Genomic DNA, 22,598 nt, shown 5'->3' on the forward strand with positions numbered 1-22,598 from the left:
TTTTTTATATAACTACTTTTGTGACGTAACAAAGTGAGAATTTAATGTATCTGATAATATGAAAAAGATAAAAAACTGGTTTTTTAAAACCTGTCCCCGAAGTGGACGAATTGTTGGTATTAATAAAAAGAATGTGGTTCTTAAAATTTGCTTCCCATTAATGGGGTTAACGGCACTAATCTGGTTTCTCATTCGAGTAGTACCTAAACCTTCACGTATTGCTTATCCTTGTCAGCAAGTGGCAGCACCACTGGCTTTTTCTTTTCTGGCTTTTTTCAGTAGTACATTAGTAGGGTGGGGAGCTTGGAAGAAATTTCTTCAACTCCGGAATTCACGACATTTCTATAAGGGGCTTGCCGTACTTTTTGCCGGTGTTTTACTTTCAGGCACATTTTATATAATGTCGGTAGATAATTCTTTGTTCGGACAGGCGGTTGGCAAGCAGATAGACAATGGTTCGGATATGGGGACTTTTACTCCGACAGATAAACCCAATGCACCAATGGGAGTGGCACGAGGCATTCACCCGGGACGTGTGGCTTGGGCGCATGATCCGCAGGCAGCGGTTTGGGATGGTAAACACGGACTATATTCGGATGCGGATAATAATAGTCAGACCCGTGTGTGTGACATGATGGAGGGAGTCATCATCTCTTTGACCCACCAAAAAACAATAGACCGTGCCTGGGATGAACTGTTCCGTACCTTTAATAAGAAAAAAGGTAAGGGAGCTACAGGATATAAAGAAGGAGAAAAAATAGCTATAAAAGTAAATCTGAATGATAATGGCGGAAGTAATATAATAGATGCTACTCCACAGTCTGTCTATGCACTTCTGCATCAGTTGGTCGATATAATGAACGTACCTCAGCACTGTATTACAGTATATGATGCACAGCGTCGTGGTATCTCTGCCATTTATACTTACCTGCAACCGGTTTATCCCGATGTAGTCTATCAGAATTGGGGAGGTTTCGTACCCGATGTAATTCGCTATTCAAGTGAAATAACCGATCCGGGTGCAATGAGTCTGGCACGTGCTGCCTATGAGGCGGATTATATGATTAATATGGCATTAATGAAGCGTCATTCCCGTCCTACCGATAATTGGAAGGACAGTGCAGGGCAGACGGGAATAACAGCTACCGGCAAAAATCATTTTGGTTCCATTGGCAATGTTTCTCCTTTGCATCTGTCTATCCGCGATTGGTCTAAGTTTCGGGGAATGGGAACATATAACAGTATTGTTGATTTGATGGCACATGAACGTTTGGGGGGAAATACACTTGTATACATTGTAGATGCTATGTACGTGAATCCTATTCATAACGGACGTGCTGTTCGTTTCAAACGTGCTCCTTTTAACGATGGATGGACATCAAGTTTTCTGGCTTCTAATGACCAGGTAGCTATAGAGTCGGTAGTACTGGACTTTATACGTTCGGAAATGCCTGTTGCAGCCAATGCGGATAACTTTATGCATGAAGCGGCCAATATAGGCAATCCTCCTTCAGGAATTAGGTATGAAGGCCGGGCACAGAAGAGTTTGGGAGTACATGAACATTGGAATAACCCGGACGATCGTATGTACTCACGTAATCTGAAAACAGGCAAGGGGATTGAGCTTTATCGTGTCCCTCTGGATGCAGAACGTCCCGCTATTGAATATTTTTATTCCGACCGTATTTCTAAAATAGAAGATCAATCTGTTACTCTGTATTGGAAAACATCAAATGGGGAAGAAGTATTGCTAAATGGAGAGGCAGTAGCTGCCAATGATTCTTGCGTGGTGAGACCGGAGACGTCATTAATGTATGAACTGGCTGTGAAGAAAGGCGGTACAGTACAGGCGGTACAGAAACTGGTTGTCAGGAGTTTTACAGATGTGCGTTGTTATGATGTGAAAGAAGCACAAACCGAGGGTTCTGCCATTGTTGAGGCCGAAGGCTTTGCTGAGTTTCGTGGTGAAAAAGGGAGTTCAAAAGGAGCGTTGACATGGCAGATTGATGTTCCTGCAACGGGAGAATATTATTTGCTGTTTTCTTATTCGGGCGGTAGTCCGGTACCTTCCTACCTGTATCTTAACAATCAGCTGGTAAGTGAGAATATCGGTTATTTAGCTACGTCGGGTAGTAAAAAAGGAGAGTTTGCTTTTCCGGTGACATTGACTGCCGGGAAGAATTCTATGAAGTTAGAACATCTGGGAAAGCGTAGCAACCGTATTTATTCGGTAACGGTAGCAAGGGAGAAGAAGCCAACAATCCCATAAACTAAAGAACTTGTAAACTAAAAACTCATAAACTAAAAATTCACAACTTATGACGACAAAAAGACTCTGTATTTTTCTATTCACGATGCTGTTCCTGATTACAGGTGCATCTGCAGAAACTTTTAATGTGAAAAAATACGGTGCCCGTGGTAACGGGAAGAAGCTGGATTCTCCTGCTATTCAAAAGGCAATCGATGCCTGCCATAAGGCTGGAGGTGGCACGGTACTTGTTCCGGCTGGTACCTATCTTTCGGCTACGATTGTATTGAAAGATAATGTAACCCTGCATTTGGAAAAGGATGCTTTGATTTTGGGTACTACGGATTATAAAGCCTATGACAATCTCGATCCTTTTACAGAAGGCTTGGGCATTGATGTCGGCTGGGCATTGTTGGTGGCTGTTGACGCAAAGAATGTCACTCTTGAAGGAGAAGGCAGTATCGACGGTCAGGGCTCTGCATTAAAAGAAAGACACATCAAAGTAGATACACGTCCCGAAGGTAAGCGTTGGGGACTTCGCCCCTTTTTGCTTCGCCTGGTACGTTGCGAAGGAGTAACTGTACGTGATGTTACTTTGAAGTATGCCGGTGCCTGGACTTCTCATTACTTTCAGTGCCGCAATGTGAAGATAGACAATGTGACGATTCGCAGTTTCGGGGTTGCACACAATGATGGAATTAATATCGACGGTTGTCAGCATGTGCGTATCAGCAATTGTGATATTATCAGTGGCGATGATGCACTTTGCTTTAAGACAACTTCCAGTAAAATGGGATGTGATGATATCGTTGTAGAGAATATGAAGCTCAAAAGTAATCAAGCTGGTATTAAGATGGGGACGGAGTCCATGGCCGGTTTCGAGAATATTCGTATCAGTAATTGTCACATTTATGATACTAAGAATGGGGGTATCAAACTTTTCTCGGTAGACGGAGCTCACCTGCGTAATGTCGAAATCTCAGACATTACTATGGAAGAAGTACGTACTCCGATGCTTTTCCGTCTCGGTGCCCGTTTGAGTGTATTTCGTAAAGGACAGGATACACAACAACCGGTGGGGGTATTTGAAAATGTCACGATCCGGAATGTAAAAGCTGTAGCTGCTGATAAAGCACAACTCACTCCTCCCTCCGGTATTCTTATTACCGGTATTCCGGGACATTACATCACTAATCTGACACTTGAAAATATACAGATTCGTCTGCTCGGTACGGGAACTTCCGAAGATGCTCTCTCTAAAGTGCCGGAGGCAATAGACCAGTATCCGGAAGTAAAAACCTTTGGCCCGAAGATTCCGGCTTATGGTGTTTGGGCACGTCACGTACGCGGATTGAAACTAAAGAACGTAACCTTTGAACTAAAGAATCCCGATGCACGTCCCGAGATCATTTGCGAGGACGGTGATATGGAAATATACAAATAAAGACAAAATACCATGAAAGCAATTTTTTATTCGCTGATTCTCTTTGGTTGTCTGGGATGCCGGGCTGAGAAAGAGTGGACGTTGACGTCACCCGATGGTGCAGTACGGTTTGTTGCAACACAGGTACCGGAAGGTGAGGAGACAACTATACTTCAATATTCCGTTTATTGTGGTGACTCATTAGTGATCAATCCGTCCCGTCTCGGACTGGTGATGGATGGGATAGAATATGGGAAAGATGCGCGCCCTGCAGGAAAAGCAGTAGTGAAAACAATGAATGAACCTTATGAGCTGAAGGCAGGCAAACAACTTAGGACTGTGAATGCTTGTCGGGAGATGACGATTCCCTTTGAGGGTTTTCAGCTGATTGTACGGGCATACGATGATGGTATCGCCTTCCGCTATGCCTTTACACAAGAGGATGACGGGAAGCAACATACCATAACAGATGAGTTAACAGAATTTTCAGTACCTGCCAACGGTAAAGCATGGATTCATCCGTATGACTGGAATGAGCGTCACAAACCAAGTTACGAGCAGTATTCAAAGAACGGAATTGCTATCAATACCGAAGCATCCCATGGTCGTGGCTGGGCTTTTCCGATGCTTTTTAATACCAATGACTGCTGGATGATGATTACTGAGGCTTATCTGGATGGTTCTTATCCGGCTACACATATTGATAACTCGGGAAAAAACAAAGCTTATAAAATACGTTTTCCTGAGATAGAAGAACCTGTTGTTCCAGATGCGGTAGAGCCTGTTTCCACCTTCCCCTGGTATACACCCTGGCGTGCTATTATCGTGGGTAAGGAACTGAATACGGTTTTCCGTACACAGATGGTTTCTCATCTGAATCCGCCGTCAGTGATAGGAGATGATTCCTGGGTATTGCCGGGACGTGCTTCCTGGAGTTGGTGGTATGCTGGTGGAACTACTCGTGATTATAAAACACAAATAAAACATGTAGACTTCAACCATGCGATGGGATGGGAGTATGTATTGATTGATGCCGGATGGCAACGAATGGACAATGGAGGTACGATGGAAGATGTGGTGAAGTATGCCGGAGAAAAAGGAGTCGGTGTCTGGTTGTGGTATCATTCCGGTGCGGGAAGAGAGATGGATAGTATTCCAACGCATCGTCTTATGTCCGATCCTGTATTGCGTCGGGCGGAAATGGAACGTATCAGCAGGCTGGGAGTAAGAGGTATCAAGGTAGACTTCTTCGATACGGATAAACAGCGTATCATACAGCTTTATCCGGCTATACTAAAAGATGCGGCTGAGTTTTATTTACTTGTTGATTTACATGGAGCAACTTTGCCTCGCGGCTTTGAACGGACCTATCCTAACCTGATGACTACCGAAGCAATACGCGGAGCAGAGACGTTAGGACGTCAGGAGCGTTGTGACCGGGCGGCAGAACATAATGCTACAGTACCTTTTACGCGGAATGTAGTGGGGTCAATGGATTATACACCTGTTACTTTTTCAAATAAGATACGGCAGGGAGTACCGGCTATTCGTCAAACAACGGTAGCACATCAGTTAGCACTCGCAGTGGTTTTTGAATCCGGTTTTCAGTGTTATGCAGATAGAATAGAGGCGTATGAAGAATTGCCACGCATGCCCAAACTTTTCTTAAAAGATGTGCCTGCTGTCTGGGACGAAAGTCAGTTGTTGGCTGGTTATCCGTCAGATTTTGCAGTGGTAGCACGTCGTAAAGGAAAAGTCTGGTATGTGGGTGGTATCAACGGGAAGAATGAAGAGCGCGAGTTGGAATTCTCTTTACCGGAGGCTTGTAAGGAGTTGTCCTCTACCTGGATTACTGATGGAAAAGATAAGGATTCTTTCGGAAACGAAGTGATCTCTGTGATAGATGGAAAAGTTAAAGTGAAGTTATTGGCAAACGGTGGGTTTGCGGGAACGATTAGATAATAGTTGACAGTGGACAATTGACAGTTGACAGTTGGCTGCGTTGTCACGCTGCATAGTAACTGTCAATTATCAATTATCAATTGTCAACTGTCCACTGTCAATTGTCCACTGTCAATTGAATTAAATAATTATAAAAATGAAAAGATACATTGTAACCCTTATTCTGTCCATATGGACAGTCGCGCAGCTTGCTGCACAAATAAGCTGGGAGCAGGTGGCGCCCGGTGTTTGGAAAGGAGTTGTAGGAACTCCCGAAAGTTATTCATTGTTGCAAGTAGCAGATGTTACTCCAAAAATGGAAGGTTTCAGCCGTTTGCCGGAGGTAATGTTACCTGCATTTGCCTCTGAAATAAAAGGCAATATTCAAGATGGGCAGACAGCTTTGCGTATTCCCTTACAGAGAAAAGAGCAACTGTATGGTTTTGGACTTAACTTCCAAACTGTACATCAACGTGGTAAAATCCTGAATCTGCATGTAGACCATTACGGTGGTAAGGACAATGGACGTACGCATGCTCCGGTTCCTTTTTATGTTTCCAGCCAGGGCTATGGTGTATTTATTAATTCGGCACGTTATATTACCGTATATGCCGGAAGTGGTGCACTGAAAGACAGTCCCAATGCTCCGGTAGCGAAAGATCGTAATACGGATAAATCCTGGTCGTCACGCCCTTATTCGGATGCGGTTTCTATTCTTGTACCTGCACCGGGGACAGAGATATATCTTTTTGCCGGTCCTACTCCAATGGATGTAGTACGTCGTTACAACCTTTTCTGTGGTGGCGGTACGTTACCTCCACGTTGGGGACTCGGTTTTACGCAACGTACACAAAAACTATACACTGCCGAGCAGGTGAAACAAGAAGCGGATGAGTTTGAACGTCAGGGGTATCCGTTAGACTTTATTGGTTTGGAGCCGGGATGGCAGAGCAAAGCATACCCTTGCACCTTTGAATGGGACGCTACACGTTATCCCGATCCTTCGGGTTTTGTAAAGGACATGCTCGACAAAGGCGTGCGTATCAATCTGTGGACAAACCCGTATGTGTCTCCTGATTCAAAGCTATATAAGGATATGTATCCTGTAAGTGGTTCACATACGGTGTGGTGCGGTATTGTTCCCGATTTGGCTGGTGAGAAAGCACGCTCTTTATGGAAAAATAAACTGAATAAAGAGCATGTAGATATAGGTGTAAGTGGTTATAAAGTAGATGAAGTAGACGGATATGATTATTATCTCTGGCCGGATGTGGCTACTTTCCCATCGGGGGTATCTGCCGAGCAGATGAGGCAAACTTATGGGCTTTGGGTACAGCGTACAACAGCTGAACTCTACAAGGCACGCAATCAACGTACATTCGGTTTGGTACGTGCATCAAATGCTGGAGCATCTTCTATGCCTTATGTTATTTATAATGATTATTATAGTCACCCGGACTTCATTACAGCATTGATCAACTCCGGATATTGTGGTGTGTTGTGGACTCCGGAAGTACGTAGCTCTAAGTCTGCGGAAGATTGGTTACGCCGTTTCCAGTCGGTTGTTTTTTCTCCGATGGCAATGATTAATGCGTGGAGTAGTGGTACGAAACCCTGGACATTTCCGGAGGTTGCCGAACAAGTGAAAGAGTATGCGTTGCTTCGTATGCAGATGATGCCTTACTGGTATACGGAATTTGCGCGTTATCATTTTGATGGTATTCCTCCTTTCCGTGGTATGAGTTTGGAAGCCGGATTCAATCCGGATGCGGCGGTAACAACAGAACTGAAAGAGAAGAGTTTGGAAGATAATCCCTATCTGGAAGCTGTGACTAAAGAAATAAAAGACCAATATATGGCAGGTGAATATTTACTGGTAGCGCCTATGTTTAAGGGGCAGACGGAGCGTAAAGTCGTACTGCCACAGGGTGATTGGTATGATTTTTATACCGGTGCATATGTTGGTAATGGAGAGACAATAACAGTAACTCCGGGACTGGATCGTATTCCTGTATATGTGAAAGACGGAGCTATCATTCCGATGATGGAGCCGATGCTTCATGCACCGAAACCGGGAGTAAAAGTGAACCTGGAAATTCGTCACTATGGGAAAGCAAATGGCTCTTATCGTCTGTATGATGATGATGGTGAAACATTTGATTATGAGAAGGGAGTATACACATGGAGAGATATTAGTGTAGTACGTCAAAAGAATGGTAAAATGAAGGGCACTATCTCGAAGGCTGAAAAGGGAAAACCTGATTCGGTAGGGGAGGTGACTTGGCGATTTATGACAATTGACAATTGATAGTTGACAATTGACAGTTGCTATGTAGATGATAGTGCAGCACATTCCCCTCTGAGAGGGGGTGCCCGAAGGGCAGGGGAGGTGTATCGGTACAATACAGCTCATTTTCAACTTTCAATTTTCAACTGAATAAACTTTTAATTTTCAACTAAAATGAAGAAATACATCTATCTCTTTTTCCTTTTGTCTTTATGCCCTCTGTTAGCCTGGGCAGCAGATGACAATCCTATAGCAAAACAATTATTTAATGTTACCTCCGGTGATCTGAAATTATCTTTTATGGTTGGTACTGACGGCCGCCTTTATCAGCTTGCTTTTGGTGATGTATCTAAAGAGGTAACAGTTCCCGTTAAAATGCCTTCGCGTGAGTGGGAGTTTCTTCCACCTTACGGTAATGGTGTACTGACTGAACCAGCTTTGCAAGCTACTCATGTAGACGGTAATACCTCTACGGAATTGCTCTATACGAATCATAAGACGGAGCAATTGGGTGACGGTATTACACAAACCGTTATTTCTCTGAAAGATCCTGCTTATCCTTTCTCTGTAGATATTTACATCAAGTGTTATGAATCTACCAGTATGATGGAGATATGGAACACAATCACACACAATGAAAAAGGCAAGGTGATACTTTATCGCTATGCTTCTGCATCTCCTGTACTGAAAGCAAAGAATTACCGGCTTACTCAATTCATAGGTAATTATAAACGTGAAGCGACTCTTGCCGAGGAAGAGCTTACTACGGGTATTAAAGTTCTTGATTCCAAGCTTGGTATACGTGCCAATCAGATGCGTATTCCTTCTTTCCTTCTTTCTCTTAATGGTGAAGCAGATGAGAATAAGGGCGAAGTGCTTGCCGGTTCTCTGAAATGGGCGGGTAGTTTTCAGCTTGCCTTTGAGGTTGACTGGAATAATAATCTTCGCGTGTTGACAGGTATCAATCCGGTCGGTTCGCAGTATCATCTGGAACGTGGTGATACTTTCATTACACCTGCTATTCTTTATGCTTACAGTAAACAGGGGAAAGGTGATATTAGTCGTAAATTTCATCGTTGGGCACGTGCTTACGGTATCCGTGATGCGGAAAAAGACCGTCCTGTATTACTCAATAACTGGGAAGCAACTCACTGTACATTTGATGAAGAACGTCTGAAAGGACTTTTTGATGGTGCACGCCAAATTGGTGCCGAACTCTTTTTATTGGATGATGGCTGGTTTGGTAACGGATCCTATTCTCGTGATGACGATAAACACGGTCTGGGTGATTGGGAAGTATCTACAAAAAAACTTCCACGCGGACTCTCTTATATAGCCAAAGAAGCTTTGAAACGTAAAGTTGGTTTTGGTATCTGGCTGGAGCCGGAGATGGTAAACCCACAGAGTGAACTCTATAATAAACATCCTGAATGGATTATTACCCAGCAGAAGCGTGAACCGATTTTGGGGCGTCATCAGGAGATACTCGACCTGACACGTCCTGAAGTGCAACAGTATGAATGGGAGGTGATAGACAAAACACTACGTCCCAATCCGGATATTTCGTATGTGAAGTGGGATTGCAACCGCTATGTGACGCAGCCGGGTTCTACCTATTTGCAGCCGGACAAACAAAGTCATCTGTTGATAGATTATAACTGGGCACTTTACCGGTTGATGGATCGCTTTGCAAAAGGTTTTCCGGATGTGATGGCAATGCTTTGTGCCGGAGGTTCGGGGCGTGTGGATTATGGTTCAATGCAGTATTTTCATAGTTTCTGGCCGAGTGATAATACTGATCCGTTGGGACGTATCAAGATTCAGTGGGGCTTTTCTCACTTCTTCCCGGCAAGTACTATCTCGGCACATGTGACGCGTATGGGTAAACGTCATCTGAAGATGGCGATTGATGTGGCATTAAGTGGCTCTTTCGGTATCGATTTAGCACTGGATAAAGCTACTCCCGAAGAGCGTGAACAACTGGCTGCTGCTGTGAAACTTTATAAAGAAAGTATCCGTCCATTGGTGATGCAGGGTGATTTGTACCGTTTGGTTTCTCCATATGAACAGCCGATAGCATCATTGAGCTATGTCTCCGAAGATAAAGAACGTGCGGTTGTTTATATTTATCAGACAGAAGATGGTAATGTTCCGGCCATTCTATTAAATGGATTGGATGCCAATAAACGTTATCGTATTACAGAAGTGAATCTTCCGAAAGGACAGGGCCTTCCCGGCCGGGGAAGTGCCCTTCGGATGGCACCTTCCCGTTTTGCCGCCCATGGTAAACTCTTCACCGGAGCAGAGTTGATGACAACCGGTATCGCAAATCCGCTCAGTAATCAGTTTGAGAGTACAGTGATTCTGTTGACAGTGGAGAATTGACAGTTGACAATTGACAATTGACAGTGGACAGTGGGGCTGCGCTGGGGGGCTATATCTTCCCTGGAAAGAGGAGGGCTCAAAAGGGAGGGGGAGGTACGTCGGCACAAAGCAGTTTGATTGTTACATTATTTATCTTCGATGGAACGCTATTCTTACAAATTTATTTGCGTAATTTGCACAATTGATGTTCCGTTTACATCTTGTAAGGCCTGTTTGTAGTTAACGCCTTGCCTGCATGGAGCCTACGCCTATACTGCATGCAGGCAAGGCGTAGACTGTAAACAGGCAAAGTGGAGACTGGCAGATTGCCTGTTGAATGATATTTATAACCCATTAAATAATAATTATGATGAACAAAAAACTAATCTCTCTATCTTTTTTCTTTGTCCTTGCCGGATTAACCCTTTCGGCACAGAATAAAGACCGTTGGGATATCACTCCCGAAGGCTCTATTCGTTGGCAAATTAAAGAAGACATTCCCCATTATGATCATCTTGAAATGAGTGGACAGCGTCTTTCCGTTGTTCTTCGTTACGGAGTAGATGCCGACCGGGCTTTTCACCTCAATCGCAGCCTTGTCTTTCCTATGCTTCGTATGCAACCCAATAAAACACAAAACAATCTCAAGCAGCGTTTTGAAGTCAATATCCCGGCTATGGTCACTATTGACGATCAGACTTTGTTAAACGAACGTGTCAGTGATATTACTTTCAACGGTATTATGACCGTTCATAGTTCTTTTGGTTATATCCGTAACCGGAAAGAAGTAGAGAATGCCATTCAACTGACCCGGACTCTGTATCCTTCACCCAATAATGACTATTATTGTGAGGAGTATTCTTTTACCAATGCCGGAGAGCACCCTGTTACAATGCGTGTTCCTGAGTGGAAAGTGACGTATAATACTCCCGAAGAGGCTGGAGTTTATGGTGCTTATACCATTGAAGCTTCTCTTTCAAAGAACGGAACTTTCACAGTAGAGCCAGGTGGAAAACTCGAGTTCTATGCCATCTTCTCCGGTCGTAAAGCAGGTGATGTAGCATTGACCCGCATTAATATTGAATCAGAACGTACCGGACGTCAGGCACTGATCAATCAATGGTGGAACAATCTTGTTCTTGATACTCCCGATCCTGTATTAAATCGTATGTTCGCTTTTGCCAAGCTGCGTGGGGCCGAAAGTATCTATCGTACAAAAGGTGGTTTGATGCATGGTCCCGGTGGTGAAGCATACTATGCAGCCATTTGGGCCAATGACCAGGCAGAATATATCAACCCTTTCTTTCCTTATCTGGGATATGAAATAGGTAATGAATCTGCTTTGAACTCTTTCCGCCATTTTGCCCGATTTATGAATGATGAATATCGTCCTATTCCCAGTTCTATTATTTCCGAAGGAGTAGGAACCTGGCATGGAGCCAAAGACCGGGGAGATGGAGCTATGATTGCTTACGGTGCCGCGCGGTATGCGCTTGCCCGTGGTGATAAAGAAGAAGCCCGGGAGTTATGGCCTCTTATCGAATGGTGTCTGGAATACTGTCATCGTAAGTTGACGCCTGCCGGTGTAGTAGCTTCTAATTCTGATGAACTTGAAAATCGCTTTCCTGCGGGAGATGCTAATCTTTGTACTTCTTCACTTTATTATGATGCATTACGTTCAGCTGCCCTTTTGGGGCGTGAATTGGGTATTTCTTCTGCACAGATCAAAACATATACCCGCCAGGCTGATGATTTGAAACAAGCTATTGAGTCGCATTTTGGTTACGAAATAGAAGGTTTCCCCAGTTATCGTTATTATGAAGGTAATGATATTCTTCGTTCCTGGATTTGCATGCCGCTTACTGTGGGCATTTATACTCGTGCTAAAGGTACTATCGATGCTCTTTTTTCGCCCCGCCTTTGGACGGACGACGGACTGTTGACTCAGGCTGGTACGGAAACTTTCTGGGATCGTTCCACTCTCTATGCACTTCGTGGTACAATTGCTGCAGGAGAAGTAGGGCGTGGTATGGCATTCCTTAAGAAATATTCTCAACGCCGTCTGTTGGGTGATCATGTTCCGTATGCTATTGAGGCTTGGCCCGAAGGTAATCAGCGTCATCTCTCTGCCGAAAGTGGGCTTTATTGCCGTATTTATACAGAAGGGCTTTTTGGTATTCGTCCCACAGGTTTACGTAGTTTTGAAATAACTCCGCGTCTTCCGCAAGAGTGGGAGTTTGCTAATCTGAATCGTGTGCGTGCGTTTGGTGCTGACTTTGATATACAGGTGAAACGTGCTGGCGGCAGTAAGTTGGCGGTTACAATTGTGAATGGAAAGAAAACTATAAAGAAAACCATTAGTGAAGGACAGACAATAACTGTGAGATTATAGAATCTCCTGTCAGGTTACTTTTCCTTTATCCCGGTAAGATACATTTTCCTATCGGGATATTTTTGTTTTTCGATGCTTACTTTGAATAGAAATTATGCAGTTTTGCCTCTTTTTTCGGAAATAGAGTTATAGTTTCTGTCTCTTTTACTATAACTATCGTCTCTTTTTATTTCTATTTTCGAATATATGGGAATGGAGATTTTCACTATTTATAGGTTTTTATTACATTTGCTATGTATTAATCTATCGAAACTGTAACTATGCTAAGAAAAACACTATTGTTGATGTGCCTGTTGTTGTCAGGTGTGTCTTATACCCTGGCACAGGATATCCGGAATTCTTTTTATTATAGTCCGCATATAAATGAGGGGCTTTCGCAACTTTCCGTCAGGGTCATTCATCAGGACTCCAGAGGTTATATCTGGTTGGGGACTAAGAATGGATTGAATCGCTATAATGGGAAAGAGTATACAGTATACCAAGAGAGCCCATCTGACTCATTGAGTCTTACTAATAGTGATATTCTCTCTTTGGCGGAAGAACCCGGTCATGCTCTTTGGATAGGAACCAGTTATGGGCTGAATCGTCTTTGCCAGCATACGAATCGTATTCGTCGCTATCTGGATGATAAGGGTATATTGAGAGATGCAATCCAATCTGTTTTTGTTGACCGCTCCGGACGTGTGTGGGTGGGGAATCGCAGAGGGATCTTTCTTTATCATCGGGAGGAAGATCGTTTTTATCCGGTTGAAATTGCTGGCGATGGTGGTTCAGTCAGTGTTTCTGTTATATTTGAAGACTCATCTGGTAAGTTTTGGATAGGTACCCACGATGATGGGGTTTACGTTTGTGACCAACAGATGCAAGTTATCAGCCATTATTCACAACGGACCAATCTGGCGTTGTCGGATAATGCTGTTTCAAGTATCTATGAAGATCATCTGAAACAGATATGGGTGGGGTGTCATCTTTATGGTTTAAATTGCGTTGACTTGCGTAATAACCGTATTACTCATTATACAAGTAAAAATAGTGGTTTGAAAAATGATTTCGTTCGCTGTCTTGTGGAGTGGGACGGACAGTTGCTTATCGGAACATATGACGGTATTTTTGCTCTTAACCTTACTACACGTGATATAGAGAAGGTGGCCGATTACAGTGGAGACAGACACTCACTGGGACATTTTTCGGTTTATGCCTTTTGTCTTTCCAGTGCTAAGATACTGTGGATTGGTACATATTCCGGTGGTATTACGATGCTTTCAAAACTGATGAACAGGTTTGTACGTCATGATCCTGGATATAGGTTGAATATACCAACCGGTATCTATAGTACGGCTTGTGCTGACAAGGATGGTAGTTTGTGGCTTGCCACAGAAGGACACGGATTGTTGAATTACAATCCGGTTACTCAGAATGCTGAGTTTTATTTGCTTGATCGTACAGGACCCTCTCTCCATAATTCAAATATAATAAAGACTGTATTGCCGGAAGATGATTGTATCTGGTGCGGGACAGCCTTTGGTGAAATTTATCGCTTTGATCTTCGTACTCGTAAGTTTTCACTATTCTATAAATATCCTGAATCGGCGGTGATTTACTCGTTACTACGTGATAGCAGAGGGAATCTTTGGGCATCGACTATTCGGCGTGAATGTGCATTAGTTTGTTTTACACCGGATGGAAAGGTATTGGACACTTTTAAAGATGAACAGGGACGAAAAATCAACATGTCCGGCATCCGTTGTCTTTTTGAGGAGCGTGAAGGAGTATTATTGATCGGCACCCGTTCTACCGGTATCTATCGTTATGATATGAATACCGGAGTATTAGATAACTACCGGAAAGATACTTTATCTTCCAGTAAAGGATTTATACCGGGTAATTATATATCCAGTATAGATCGTACCAAGTCGGGTGATATCTGGATTTCTACTTATGGTAGTGGTATTTTCCGTTTTGATCCGGAACACGGCGCTGATCTTTGTGTGACGAAACAGGAAGGCCTGCTGGATAATAATGTCTGTAAACTCATTGTCGGGAGGGATGGTAATTTATGGATGAGTACGTCATTAGGAGTAGCTGTTTATAATCCTAAAACAGATAAAGTGCACAGTTACGAGAGAGGTAATGGTGTTGATGTCCGTGAGTTTACGCTGCATGGAGGAACGTCTATGCCCGATGGTACAATCTGTTTTACGGCAAACAATGGTTTTATTACTTTCCAACCATTGAGAATGCAGGTCAACAGTTATATTCCGCCTATTGTATTAGAACAGTTGAGGGTTAATAATCAAGCTATTTCTCCGGGAGATGCTTCCGGTATACTCTCTGGTGTGTTGAATGATATGTCCGAGATACATCTTTCGTATAATGAGAATAATATATCTATTGATTATTGGGCACTGAACTTTGTATTCAATAATATGAATCGATATGCTTATCGTTTGGAAGGATATGATACAGGCTGGAATGAAGCGGGAGGACGTACTTCGGCTTATTATACCAATCTGCGTCCGGGTGAATATACGTTCCATGTGCGTGCGTCCAACAATGACGGACTGTGGAATAACGAAGGCCGTTCCTTGCATATCGTTGTTCATCCGCCTATATGGGCTACGTGGTATGCATATACGTTTTATTTATTATTACTTTCTTGCGTGATATATATTATTTTGTTTTATATGAATGCCCGCCGTCGTTTGCGTGAGAACCTTCGTGTAGAGCAACTTGAAAAACGGCAGCAAGAAGAATTGCATCAGGCCAAACTTCGTTTGTTTACTAATTTCTCACATGAACTTCGTACACCGTTGTTGCTTATCATTACTCCGTTTGAAGAGATGGTAAAACAAGTAGGATTGCCTGGTGAATTACGTGAACGTTTGGGGATTATTTATAAGAATGCCCGAAAGTTGTTATTACTTGTCAATCAGATGATGGATTTACAGAAGAATCAGACAGGTAATATGCAGTTACGTGTCAGTAAAGGAAATGTCTGTGAGTTTATAAAGGAGATCTATTATGCTTTCAGCCAGGTAGCACAAACGAATGAGATAGACTTCCGCCTTGATTGCCAACCAGAGGAGATAGATGCCTGGTATGATAAATCTTTATTGGAAAAACTTGTCTTCAACTTACTTTCCAATGCCTTTAAATATACTCCTGCCGGTAAGGACATAAAAATGCTGGTACGTAGTTACTCCTATGAAGAGTTGAACGAAAGCTACCGGAGTGAGGTTTATCATAAAGGCGATTGTAATGAAATGCGTTATTTGATGTTACGAATTGAAGACTCCGGTAAGGGGATTTCTAAAGAAGAGCGTGATAAAGTATTTATTCCTTTCTATCAGGTTCCGGAGTCTACAGTTGCCAATGTCCCCGGTACAGGTATTGGGTTGAGCCTGGTGTATTCAATCGTGAAGCTATGCCGCGGGGGGATTTTTATAGAAGATATGGATCATACGGGAGCTTGCTTTGTCGTGGTATTACCCATCAGTCCTATGGCCTTTAAAGAAGAAGAAATAGATACTTCCATTGGTGAAGAGGGTATTATGGATTCTCAAGCTGACTCTTTGGATATGGCTAATGGTGGAACGGAAATGTCAGAATCAATAACGGTGGCACCTGCTGCCCCTCTTGCGTCTGCTTCTGGAGTTTCAGCACCGGAAGATTTTGCACGTCAGAAGTATAAAATCTTGTTGGTGGAAGATGATAAAGATGTTCGTGAATATCTCCATAAATCTCTTGAGAATGATTATGATATTATAGAAGCTTACAATGGAGTGAGAGGATATGAGAAGGCGGTGAGCCACTTTCCTGATTTGGTACTGAGTGATATCATGATGCCTAAACGTAACGGGCTCGAATTGTGTTCTATGATAAAGAATGATGTGCGTATCGGTCATATTCCTGTAATTTTGATGACGGCACGTTCTATGGTGATGCATATCAAAGAAGGTTTCTCTGCCGGGGCAGATGATTATATTATCAAGCCTTTCAATATGGATGTATTACGATTGCGTATTCGTAGTTTATTGGAAAGTAGGGCGCAGCTGAAGAAGTTGTATGGTAAGCGTTTCTCTCTCGATGAAATGGGTATAGAGGTTGTTTCTGCTGATGAACGCTTTTCACAGAAACTGTTTGAGGTGATTGAAAAGAATATTTCCGATCAGAATTTGGGAGTAGAAATGCTTTGCCAGGAAATTGGTATCAGTCGGGCCAATCTGTATCGCAAATTGAAATCTATAACTGAACTTTCACCTACCGAACTGATTCGTAACAAACGTCTTGAAATAGCTGCGAAGATGTTGAAAGAATCGGATATGAGCGTGTCAGAAGTTGCAGCATTACTTGGATTCAACAGTCATTCGTATTTCTCTAACTCTTTCAAGAGCTTTTACGGATATACTCCTACGGAGTTTATTCAGAAGAAGCAAACGGGAATTTGAAGAGAGGGGAGAGCTGAAAAGAATGGAGAAGTACTATGCAGGGTGGCAGTGGAACCCATCTCCCTCTGAGAGGAGATGCTCTTCAGTGTAGGGGAGGTGTACGCGCATTCTACTGTTCGTTGTTTTACATGTACATCTAAAGCAGTACGACATGCACATCTCGTGCAGTATGACATGTGCATGTCGTACTGCTTTAGATGTACATGTAAAACAACTCTGTATACCGTCCGCGGATATCTTTCTCCCCGACTTAATCAATGAATACCGCCGTGTAATGGTAAAGAGTACTATTGATTGCTTTCTTCTCCCCTCTTCCTTCTCCCTTCTCCCTTTTTCTGTTACTATTGTCTCATTTCATTGTCACTATTGTCTCACTCTCATATATGATATGTTTCTGATAGTATCTGAAATAATAGTTATCCTGTGTTTCTGTTAGATCGGCTTTCTTTGTACACAAACCAATGTAGTCCTGTTGTATGAAAAACAAGGTAATTATTCTTATATCTTTTTTATTATTAAACTTGCCAGCTGTATTGTATGCTGGAAATATAGATGTTAAACAATCTGTATGGAATGGGCATGTCCGATATGATTTTACGTTTGATGGAAGCCATGCTACAATTGTGTGTCCCGATTCTGTAATAAGCGGTAAACCTTGGATATGGCGTCCTGCTTTTTTGGGTGCTTTCCCATCAGTAGACAAAGCATTGTTGAAGAAAGGTTTTCATGTGGTATTTTATGATATGACTCACCGTTATGGTAGTCCTCAGGCAGTGGAGCAGGGAAGAAAGTTTTATGATTATCTGCTTTCTGCCTGGCATTTTTCTCCCAAAGTAACTCTTGAAGGTTTTAGTCGTGGCGGATATTATGCCTTGAACTGGGCAATAGCCAATCCGGATAAGGTAGCTTGTCTCTATCTTGACAATCCGGTTTGTGATATGTTCAGCTGGCCGGGTGAGAAGAGTAAACTTTGGAATGATTTTCTTAAAGAATGGGGAATGACTTCTGTGGATAAAGACAATTTCAAAGGAAATCCTCTTGATAATCTGGCTCCTTTGGCTTCTCAGCAGGTCCCTGTTATTGCCGTTTGTGGTGATAGCGATCGTGTCGTGCCTTTCAGGGATAATATGAAGTTGATACGTGACCGTTATCAACAGTTGGGGGCTCCTGTAGAGTTAATTATTAAATCGGGAGCAGATCATCATCCCCATAGTTTGGAAAATCCTGAACCTGTAGTTGATTTTATCTGCCGTAATCAACCCGATTATCAAGAAAAGCAATATCTGAATGAACGGGGTACATTGAAAAATTCCTTCATCCGTTTTGAAAAAGAACGTAAAGGACGGGTCGCTTTTCTAGGTGGATCTATTACTGAGATGCGTGGTTGGCGGGAGTTGACTAAAGACTATCTCCGGCGGCGTTTCCCTTTCACTGAGTTCGAGTTTATAGATGCCGGCATATCTTCTACAGGAACGACTCCGCATTCTTATAGATTCGAGCAGGATGTACTCCGGCATGGTGATATTGATCTTTTGTTTGTAGAAGCAGCAGTGAATGACCATGTCAATTATTTTTGTGCTATTGATCAGGTACGTGGTATGGAGGGGATAGTACGACATGCTTTATTGGCAAATCCATCTACGGATATCGTTATGCTTCACTTTATTCATACTCTTTTTCTGGAAATGTACCCGAAAGGACGTGTACCGGATGTAATTCTGAACCATGAACGCGTGGCTAATTATTATTTGATTCCCTCTGTTCATCTGGCACATGAAGTGTCCGATCGTATTGCTGCCGGTGAATTCGATTGGGAACAGTTTGGTGGTATTCATCCGGCAGAACCGGGACATAAGATTTATGCAGCCTCTCTGGCACATCTGTTAGATAAAATGTGGAGTCGTGTTTCTGTCTCTGATGCAGTTGAAGCACATTCTGTACCCGAACCTCCATTGGATGTGAACAGTTATTATAATGCTTCATTTGCTGATATCAGTCAGGTTAAGCTTTCTAAAGGATGGGAGCATATTGCTTCGTGGAAACCGGATAATGGAGCCCATACCCGTAAGGGATTTGTTAATGTGCCGATGCTTTACTCAAATACCATAAATTCTACTTTTAGTTTTTCATTTAAGGGTAGGGCCGTAGGTCTGTTTTGCGTCTGCGGCCCTTTTTCAGGGACATTGGAGTACAGTGTGGACAATGCCCCATATAAAAAGCTTGACACATATACCGAGTGGAGTAAGAACCTTTATATTCCCTGGGCATATGTGTTAGAGGCGGAGTTAGATCCGGAGCGGGAACATAAACTGACGGTTCGTATCTCCAAAGAGAAGAATAAGAATAGTAAAGGACACGAATGTGTCATCCGAAATATACTAATTAATCAATAAACAATAAGAACTATGAGAACATTGAAGTTATTTGTTTGTGCTACTCTGTTATTATTATCCGCCTGTGTGGATTTTGAAGAGGAGGGCCCTGATGTATCCGGTATTGATACCGGTGCTTATCTCACTGCTGTAAAAATGACTGATGCCAAAGGAAATGATGTGGTTGTCAGTACAAATATTCCGGTACTTATAACCGATGCTAATAAACAAGAACATCTTAAAGATCCCTCGAATACAGAGATCTTGGTTACAGTAAAACCGGAAGCAGATGTGACTAATCTGAAATTGGTCGGTACGCTTTCTAACACCTCTTCCGCAGCAACTATCAGTCCGAAGATGGGAGTATTAGCGGATTTCAGTAACCCGCGTACCTATACAGTCACCTCTTATAATAAAAAGAATATAGTAGCTTATTCAGTTCGAGTTATTAAAGGACAGTAACCATGAAACGGAATCTCTTTATCCTCATCATTGTACTAACAGCAATATGCGGAGATACGGCAGCACAAGATTTGAAGGAAAAAGTAAGCAATTACTTTCAGTTACATACAGCCTATCCACAGGAGAAGTTGTACTTGCATCTTGATAAGCCATATTATGCTGCCGGTGAGAGAATTTACTGGAAAGGTTATTTGGTGGATGCAGTATCTCATATTCCGTATACAAAGAGCAATTTTGTATATGTAGAATTAATAAACCGGGATGACAAGGTTATCAGTAAACATAAGGTAAGGAGAGAACAAGGAGGCTTTCATGGCAGTATTCTGCTTCCGGCTGATATTCCGGCAGGAGAATACTACATGAGAGCATTTACACAGTGGATGTTGAATGCCGGTGAGGACTACTTTTATTACCGTCGTTTGCGTATCGGTAATGCACTTGACAGAAGTATCCAGTCGGCCGTTCGTTATGAGGACTCTTCGAGAGAGGGATATTGTACGGCAGTTATCCGTTTCACGGATGAAACGAACAAACCTTTGTCTGGCATTCAGGTACAAAGCTGGCTTACTGTGATGCGTAAAAAGGCCGAACGCTACTCGCGTCGTACCAATGCACAGGGGGAAATTAGTTTTGATATACCGCTTGCTGAAAAGCAGGACCGTGAACGGGCCATTGAGATTACGTTTAAGGATGATCTTTACAATTACGATAAGACATTTTATGTACCCTTATTGGGAGACAGGAAGAAAGAGTTTGCTTTGAGCTTCTTTCCCGAAGGGGGTGACCTGTTGGACGGAAGTCGCCAACGAGTAGCTTTTAAAGCTCAGCAAAAAGATGGTCATAGCTGTGAAATACATGGCTTCTTATTGGATGAAGCCGGAGATACGATTACCTGTATTCGGACGGAACATGACGGGATGGGTGTTTTTACCCTTCTTCCGGTTGCCGGACAGAAATATCGTGTAAAAGCTTCATTGGACAGCGTAATGTATCGTGAGTTTACGTTGCCGGAGGTGAAAACCAAAGGACGTCAGTTAAGTGTGACTCACCGGAAAGGGATTATACAGTATAATATTTTGAAGGCATCGCAGGAACAATGGAACGATACACTTTATCTGGTAGGGCACACTCGCGGACATTTAACTGTTTTTCTTCCTCTGACCTCTGATCGTGCTTCCGGTCGTTTCCGTGAAACGGAACTGTCCGAGGGGTTGACAGAGTTACTGTTGGCCAATAGTAGCGGTACTGTATTGAGTCGGCGCCTTGTCTTTGTGGTTCCCGAAGAGTTGGTGAATCTTGATATGAATCCGTTCCCTGAACTCCCGGAACGACGTAAGTTAGTAGAGATTCCGCTTCGTTTCACAGATCTGCAAGGAACGCCGGTTCAAGGTGTTTTCTCTGTTAGCCTGACAGATAAAAGTCTGGTCATTCCGGATACATTATCCGGTAATATTCGTTCCGATATTTTGTTAACTTCTGATCTGAAAGGATATATAGAAAATCCTGGTTACTATTTTCTAAAGAGAGATGCCCGTACGGAATACAATACCGACTTATTAATGCTTACCCATGGTTGGACTCGTTTCCGTCATGATAATATAGCAGAGCTGCCTACTATTCAGATTGATTACTTTATGGAGGGAGGGCAAACCGTCACCGGAAAGGCGACTACCATGTTCGGTGGAAAGGCCAAGGGATGCCCTGTTGCACTGATGGCTCCTTCGCAGGGAATTTCTGCTACTACCTATACTGACGAGGAGGGAAACTTTGTATTTGACGGAATTGAATATCGTGACACGGTTACGTTCGTAGCACAAGCACGAAGCCAGGCCGGACTTTCTACTGTGTTTCTGCGCGTAGATTCGCTTCCTTATTTCTCACCTCATAACCCATTTCCGGTAATTGCTGAGGAGGACCGTAAATTTCAGGAATACGATAATATGGTTCGTAATGCTTATCTGAGTGAAGGAGGCATGCAGGTAGTGCGCTTGAACGAGGTTACTATCACTGCTTCAAAGCGCGATGCAAATGCTTTTTCCAGCGTATATGGCGGATTGGCAGATTATCGGGCTACGGGTGAAGAACTAAGACGTTTTGGCGGTTCCACCGGATACGATATATTGATGCGTGTCCCCGGTGTAAGGGTATCAGGTGATCTTATTACGCTATCCGGACAAACCCGTGCACCCCTGTTCCTGATAGACGAAATGCGCTTTGAAGGGGAGGATGCAGTAGAATCACTTAGAGGACTGGATGCTAATGATATCAAATCTATTGAAATTGTAAAAAGTGTTTCTGCCGGTTTTTTAGGTCCTGAAGCTTCTGCCGGTGCTATTCTTATTATGTTGAACACGGGTGCTGAGGTAAAAGCAAAAGCTTCACCGGGTCTGACTGTGTTTACCACACAAGGATACAACAAAGCTGTTGAATTTTATCATCCGGTGTATGAAACCCTTGCACAGATAAGTAATCAAAAGTCGGATGTTCGAAGTACTATTTATTGGAATCCGGCACTAAATACAGATGCTGACGGGAAAGCGGTTATCCGTTTTTATACTCCTGATAATTTGGTAAAACCACACCTGATAATGGAAGGAATTACAGCCGGTGGGTATCTGATGAGATTTGAAAGATAGACTTAAAATAATATTGTTTCACTAA

At 42.9% G+C, this 22,598-nt stretch carries 10 protein-coding genes; all 10 read left to right on the forward strand.

The features are described from left to right. The first annotated feature begins 58 nt into the window (after positions 1 to 58). The 10 genes from ACESQI_RS03260 (at position 59) to ACESQI_RS03305 (ending at position 22,573) form a co-directional block, all read left to right on the forward strand. Positions 59 to 2,269 (forward strand): DUF362 domain-containing protein, encoded by a 2,211-nt coding sequence (locus ACESQI_RS03260; RefSeq protein WP_195660332.1) that lies wholly within the window; start codon positions 59 to 61, stop codon positions 2,267 to 2,269. Between the two features lie 49 nt (positions 2,270 to 2,318). Further along, entirely contained in the window at positions 2,319 to 3,692 is a 1,374-nt protein-coding gene (locus ACESQI_RS03265) for a glycoside hydrolase family 28 protein (protein WP_195449987.1), read from the forward strand. A 12-nt stretch (positions 3,693 to 3,704) separates the two neighbouring features. Then, positions 3,705 to 5,633 (forward strand): glycoside hydrolase family 97 protein, encoded by a 1,929-nt coding sequence (locus tag ACESQI_RS03270; RefSeq protein WP_195660333.1) that lies wholly within the window; start codon positions 3,705 to 3,707, stop codon positions 5,631 to 5,633. Between the two features lie 136 nt (positions 5,634 to 5,769). Beyond that, the gene (locus tag ACESQI_RS03275) at positions 5,770 to 7,920 is read left to right on the forward strand and encodes a TIM-barrel domain-containing protein (RefSeq protein ID WP_007485823.1); all 2,151 of its coding nucleotides are present in this window, start codon (positions 5,770 to 5,772) and stop codon (positions 7,918 to 7,920) included. 153 nt (positions 7,921 to 8,073) lie between these two features. Continuing rightward, positions 8,074 to 10,284, forward strand: coding sequence for an alpha-galactosidase (locus ACESQI_RS03280; RefSeq protein WP_373125433.1), 2,211 nt, complete (start codon positions 8,074 to 8,076; stop codon positions 10,282 to 10,284). A 349-nt stretch (positions 10,285 to 10,633) separates the two neighbouring features. Further along, a complete protein-coding gene (locus ACESQI_RS03285; RefSeq protein ID WP_373125484.1) occupies positions 10,634 to 12,655 on the forward strand; it encodes a hypothetical protein in 2,022 nt (673 codons plus the stop codon). Positions 12,656 to 12,915: 260 nt separating this feature from the next. Beyond that, a complete protein-coding gene (locus ACESQI_RS03290) occupies positions 12,916 to 17,103 on the forward strand; it encodes a two-component regulator propeller domain-containing protein (RefSeq protein WP_373125434.1) in 4,188 nt (1,395 codons plus the stop codon). Positions 17,104 to 17,579: 476 nt separating this feature from the next. After that, a complete protein-coding gene (locus ACESQI_RS03295) occupies positions 17,580 to 19,496 on the forward strand; it encodes a prolyl oligopeptidase family serine peptidase (RefSeq protein ID WP_373125435.1) in 1,917 nt (638 codons plus the stop codon). A 12-nt stretch (positions 19,497 to 19,508) separates the two neighbouring features. After that, positions 19,509 to 19,937, forward strand: a complete 429-nt coding sequence (locus tag ACESQI_RS03300; protein WP_373125436.1) for a hypothetical protein — start codon at positions 19,509 to 19,511, stop codon at positions 19,935 to 19,937. Positions 19,938 to 19,939: 2 nt separating this feature from the next. Then, on the forward strand, positions 19,940 to 22,573 hold the full coding sequence (locus ACESQI_RS03305; RefSeq protein WP_373125437.1) for a TonB-dependent receptor plug domain-containing protein: 2,634 nt from the start codon (positions 19,940 to 19,942) through the stop codon (positions 22,571 to 22,573). Positions 22,574 to 22,598 lie beyond the last annotated feature (25 nt).

It is taken from the genome of Bacteroides sp. HPS0048, from assembly GCF_964240755.1.
Classification (GTDB): domain Bacteria; phylum Bacteroidota; class Bacteroidia; order Bacteroidales; family Bacteroidaceae; genus Bacteroides; species Bacteroides nordii.

What these genes read in the sequence shown, in the direction of transcription:
- ACESQI_RS03260 (WP_195660332.1), top strand. Translation starts at nt 59, where the DNA reads ATGAAAAAGATAAAAAACTGGTTTTTTAAAACCTGTCCCCGAAGTGGA.
- ACESQI_RS03265 (WP_195449987.1), top strand. Translation starts at nt 2,319, where the DNA reads ATGACGACAAAAAGACTCTGTATTTTTCTATTCACGATGCTGTTCCTG.
- ACESQI_RS03270 (WP_195660333.1), top strand. Translation starts at nt 3,705, where the DNA reads ATGAAAGCAATTTTTTATTCGCTGATTCTCTTTGGTTGTCTGGGATGC.
- ACESQI_RS03275 (WP_007485823.1), top strand. Translation starts at nt 5,770, where the DNA reads ATGAAAAGATACATTGTAACCCTTATTCTGTCCATATGGACAGTCGCG.
- ACESQI_RS03280 (WP_373125433.1), top strand. Translation starts at nt 8,074, where the DNA reads ATGAAGAAATACATCTATCTCTTTTTCCTTTTGTCTTTATGCCCTCTG.
- ACESQI_RS03285 (WP_373125484.1), top strand. Translation starts at nt 10,634, where the DNA reads ATGAACAAAAAACTAATCTCTCTATCTTTTTTCTTTGTCCTTGCCGGA.
- ACESQI_RS03290 (WP_373125434.1), top strand. Translation starts at nt 12,916, where the DNA reads ATGCTAAGAAAAACACTATTGTTGATGTGCCTGTTGTTGTCAGGTGTG.
- ACESQI_RS03295 (WP_373125435.1), top strand. Translation starts at nt 17,580, where the DNA reads ATGAAAAACAAGGTAATTATTCTTATATCTTTTTTATTATTAAACTTG.
- ACESQI_RS03300 (WP_373125436.1), top strand. Translation starts at nt 19,509, where the DNA reads ATGAGAACATTGAAGTTATTTGTTTGTGCTACTCTGTTATTATTATCC.
- ACESQI_RS03305 (WP_373125437.1), top strand. Translation starts at nt 19,940, where the DNA reads ATGAAACGGAATCTCTTTATCCTCATCATTGTACTAACAGCAATATGC.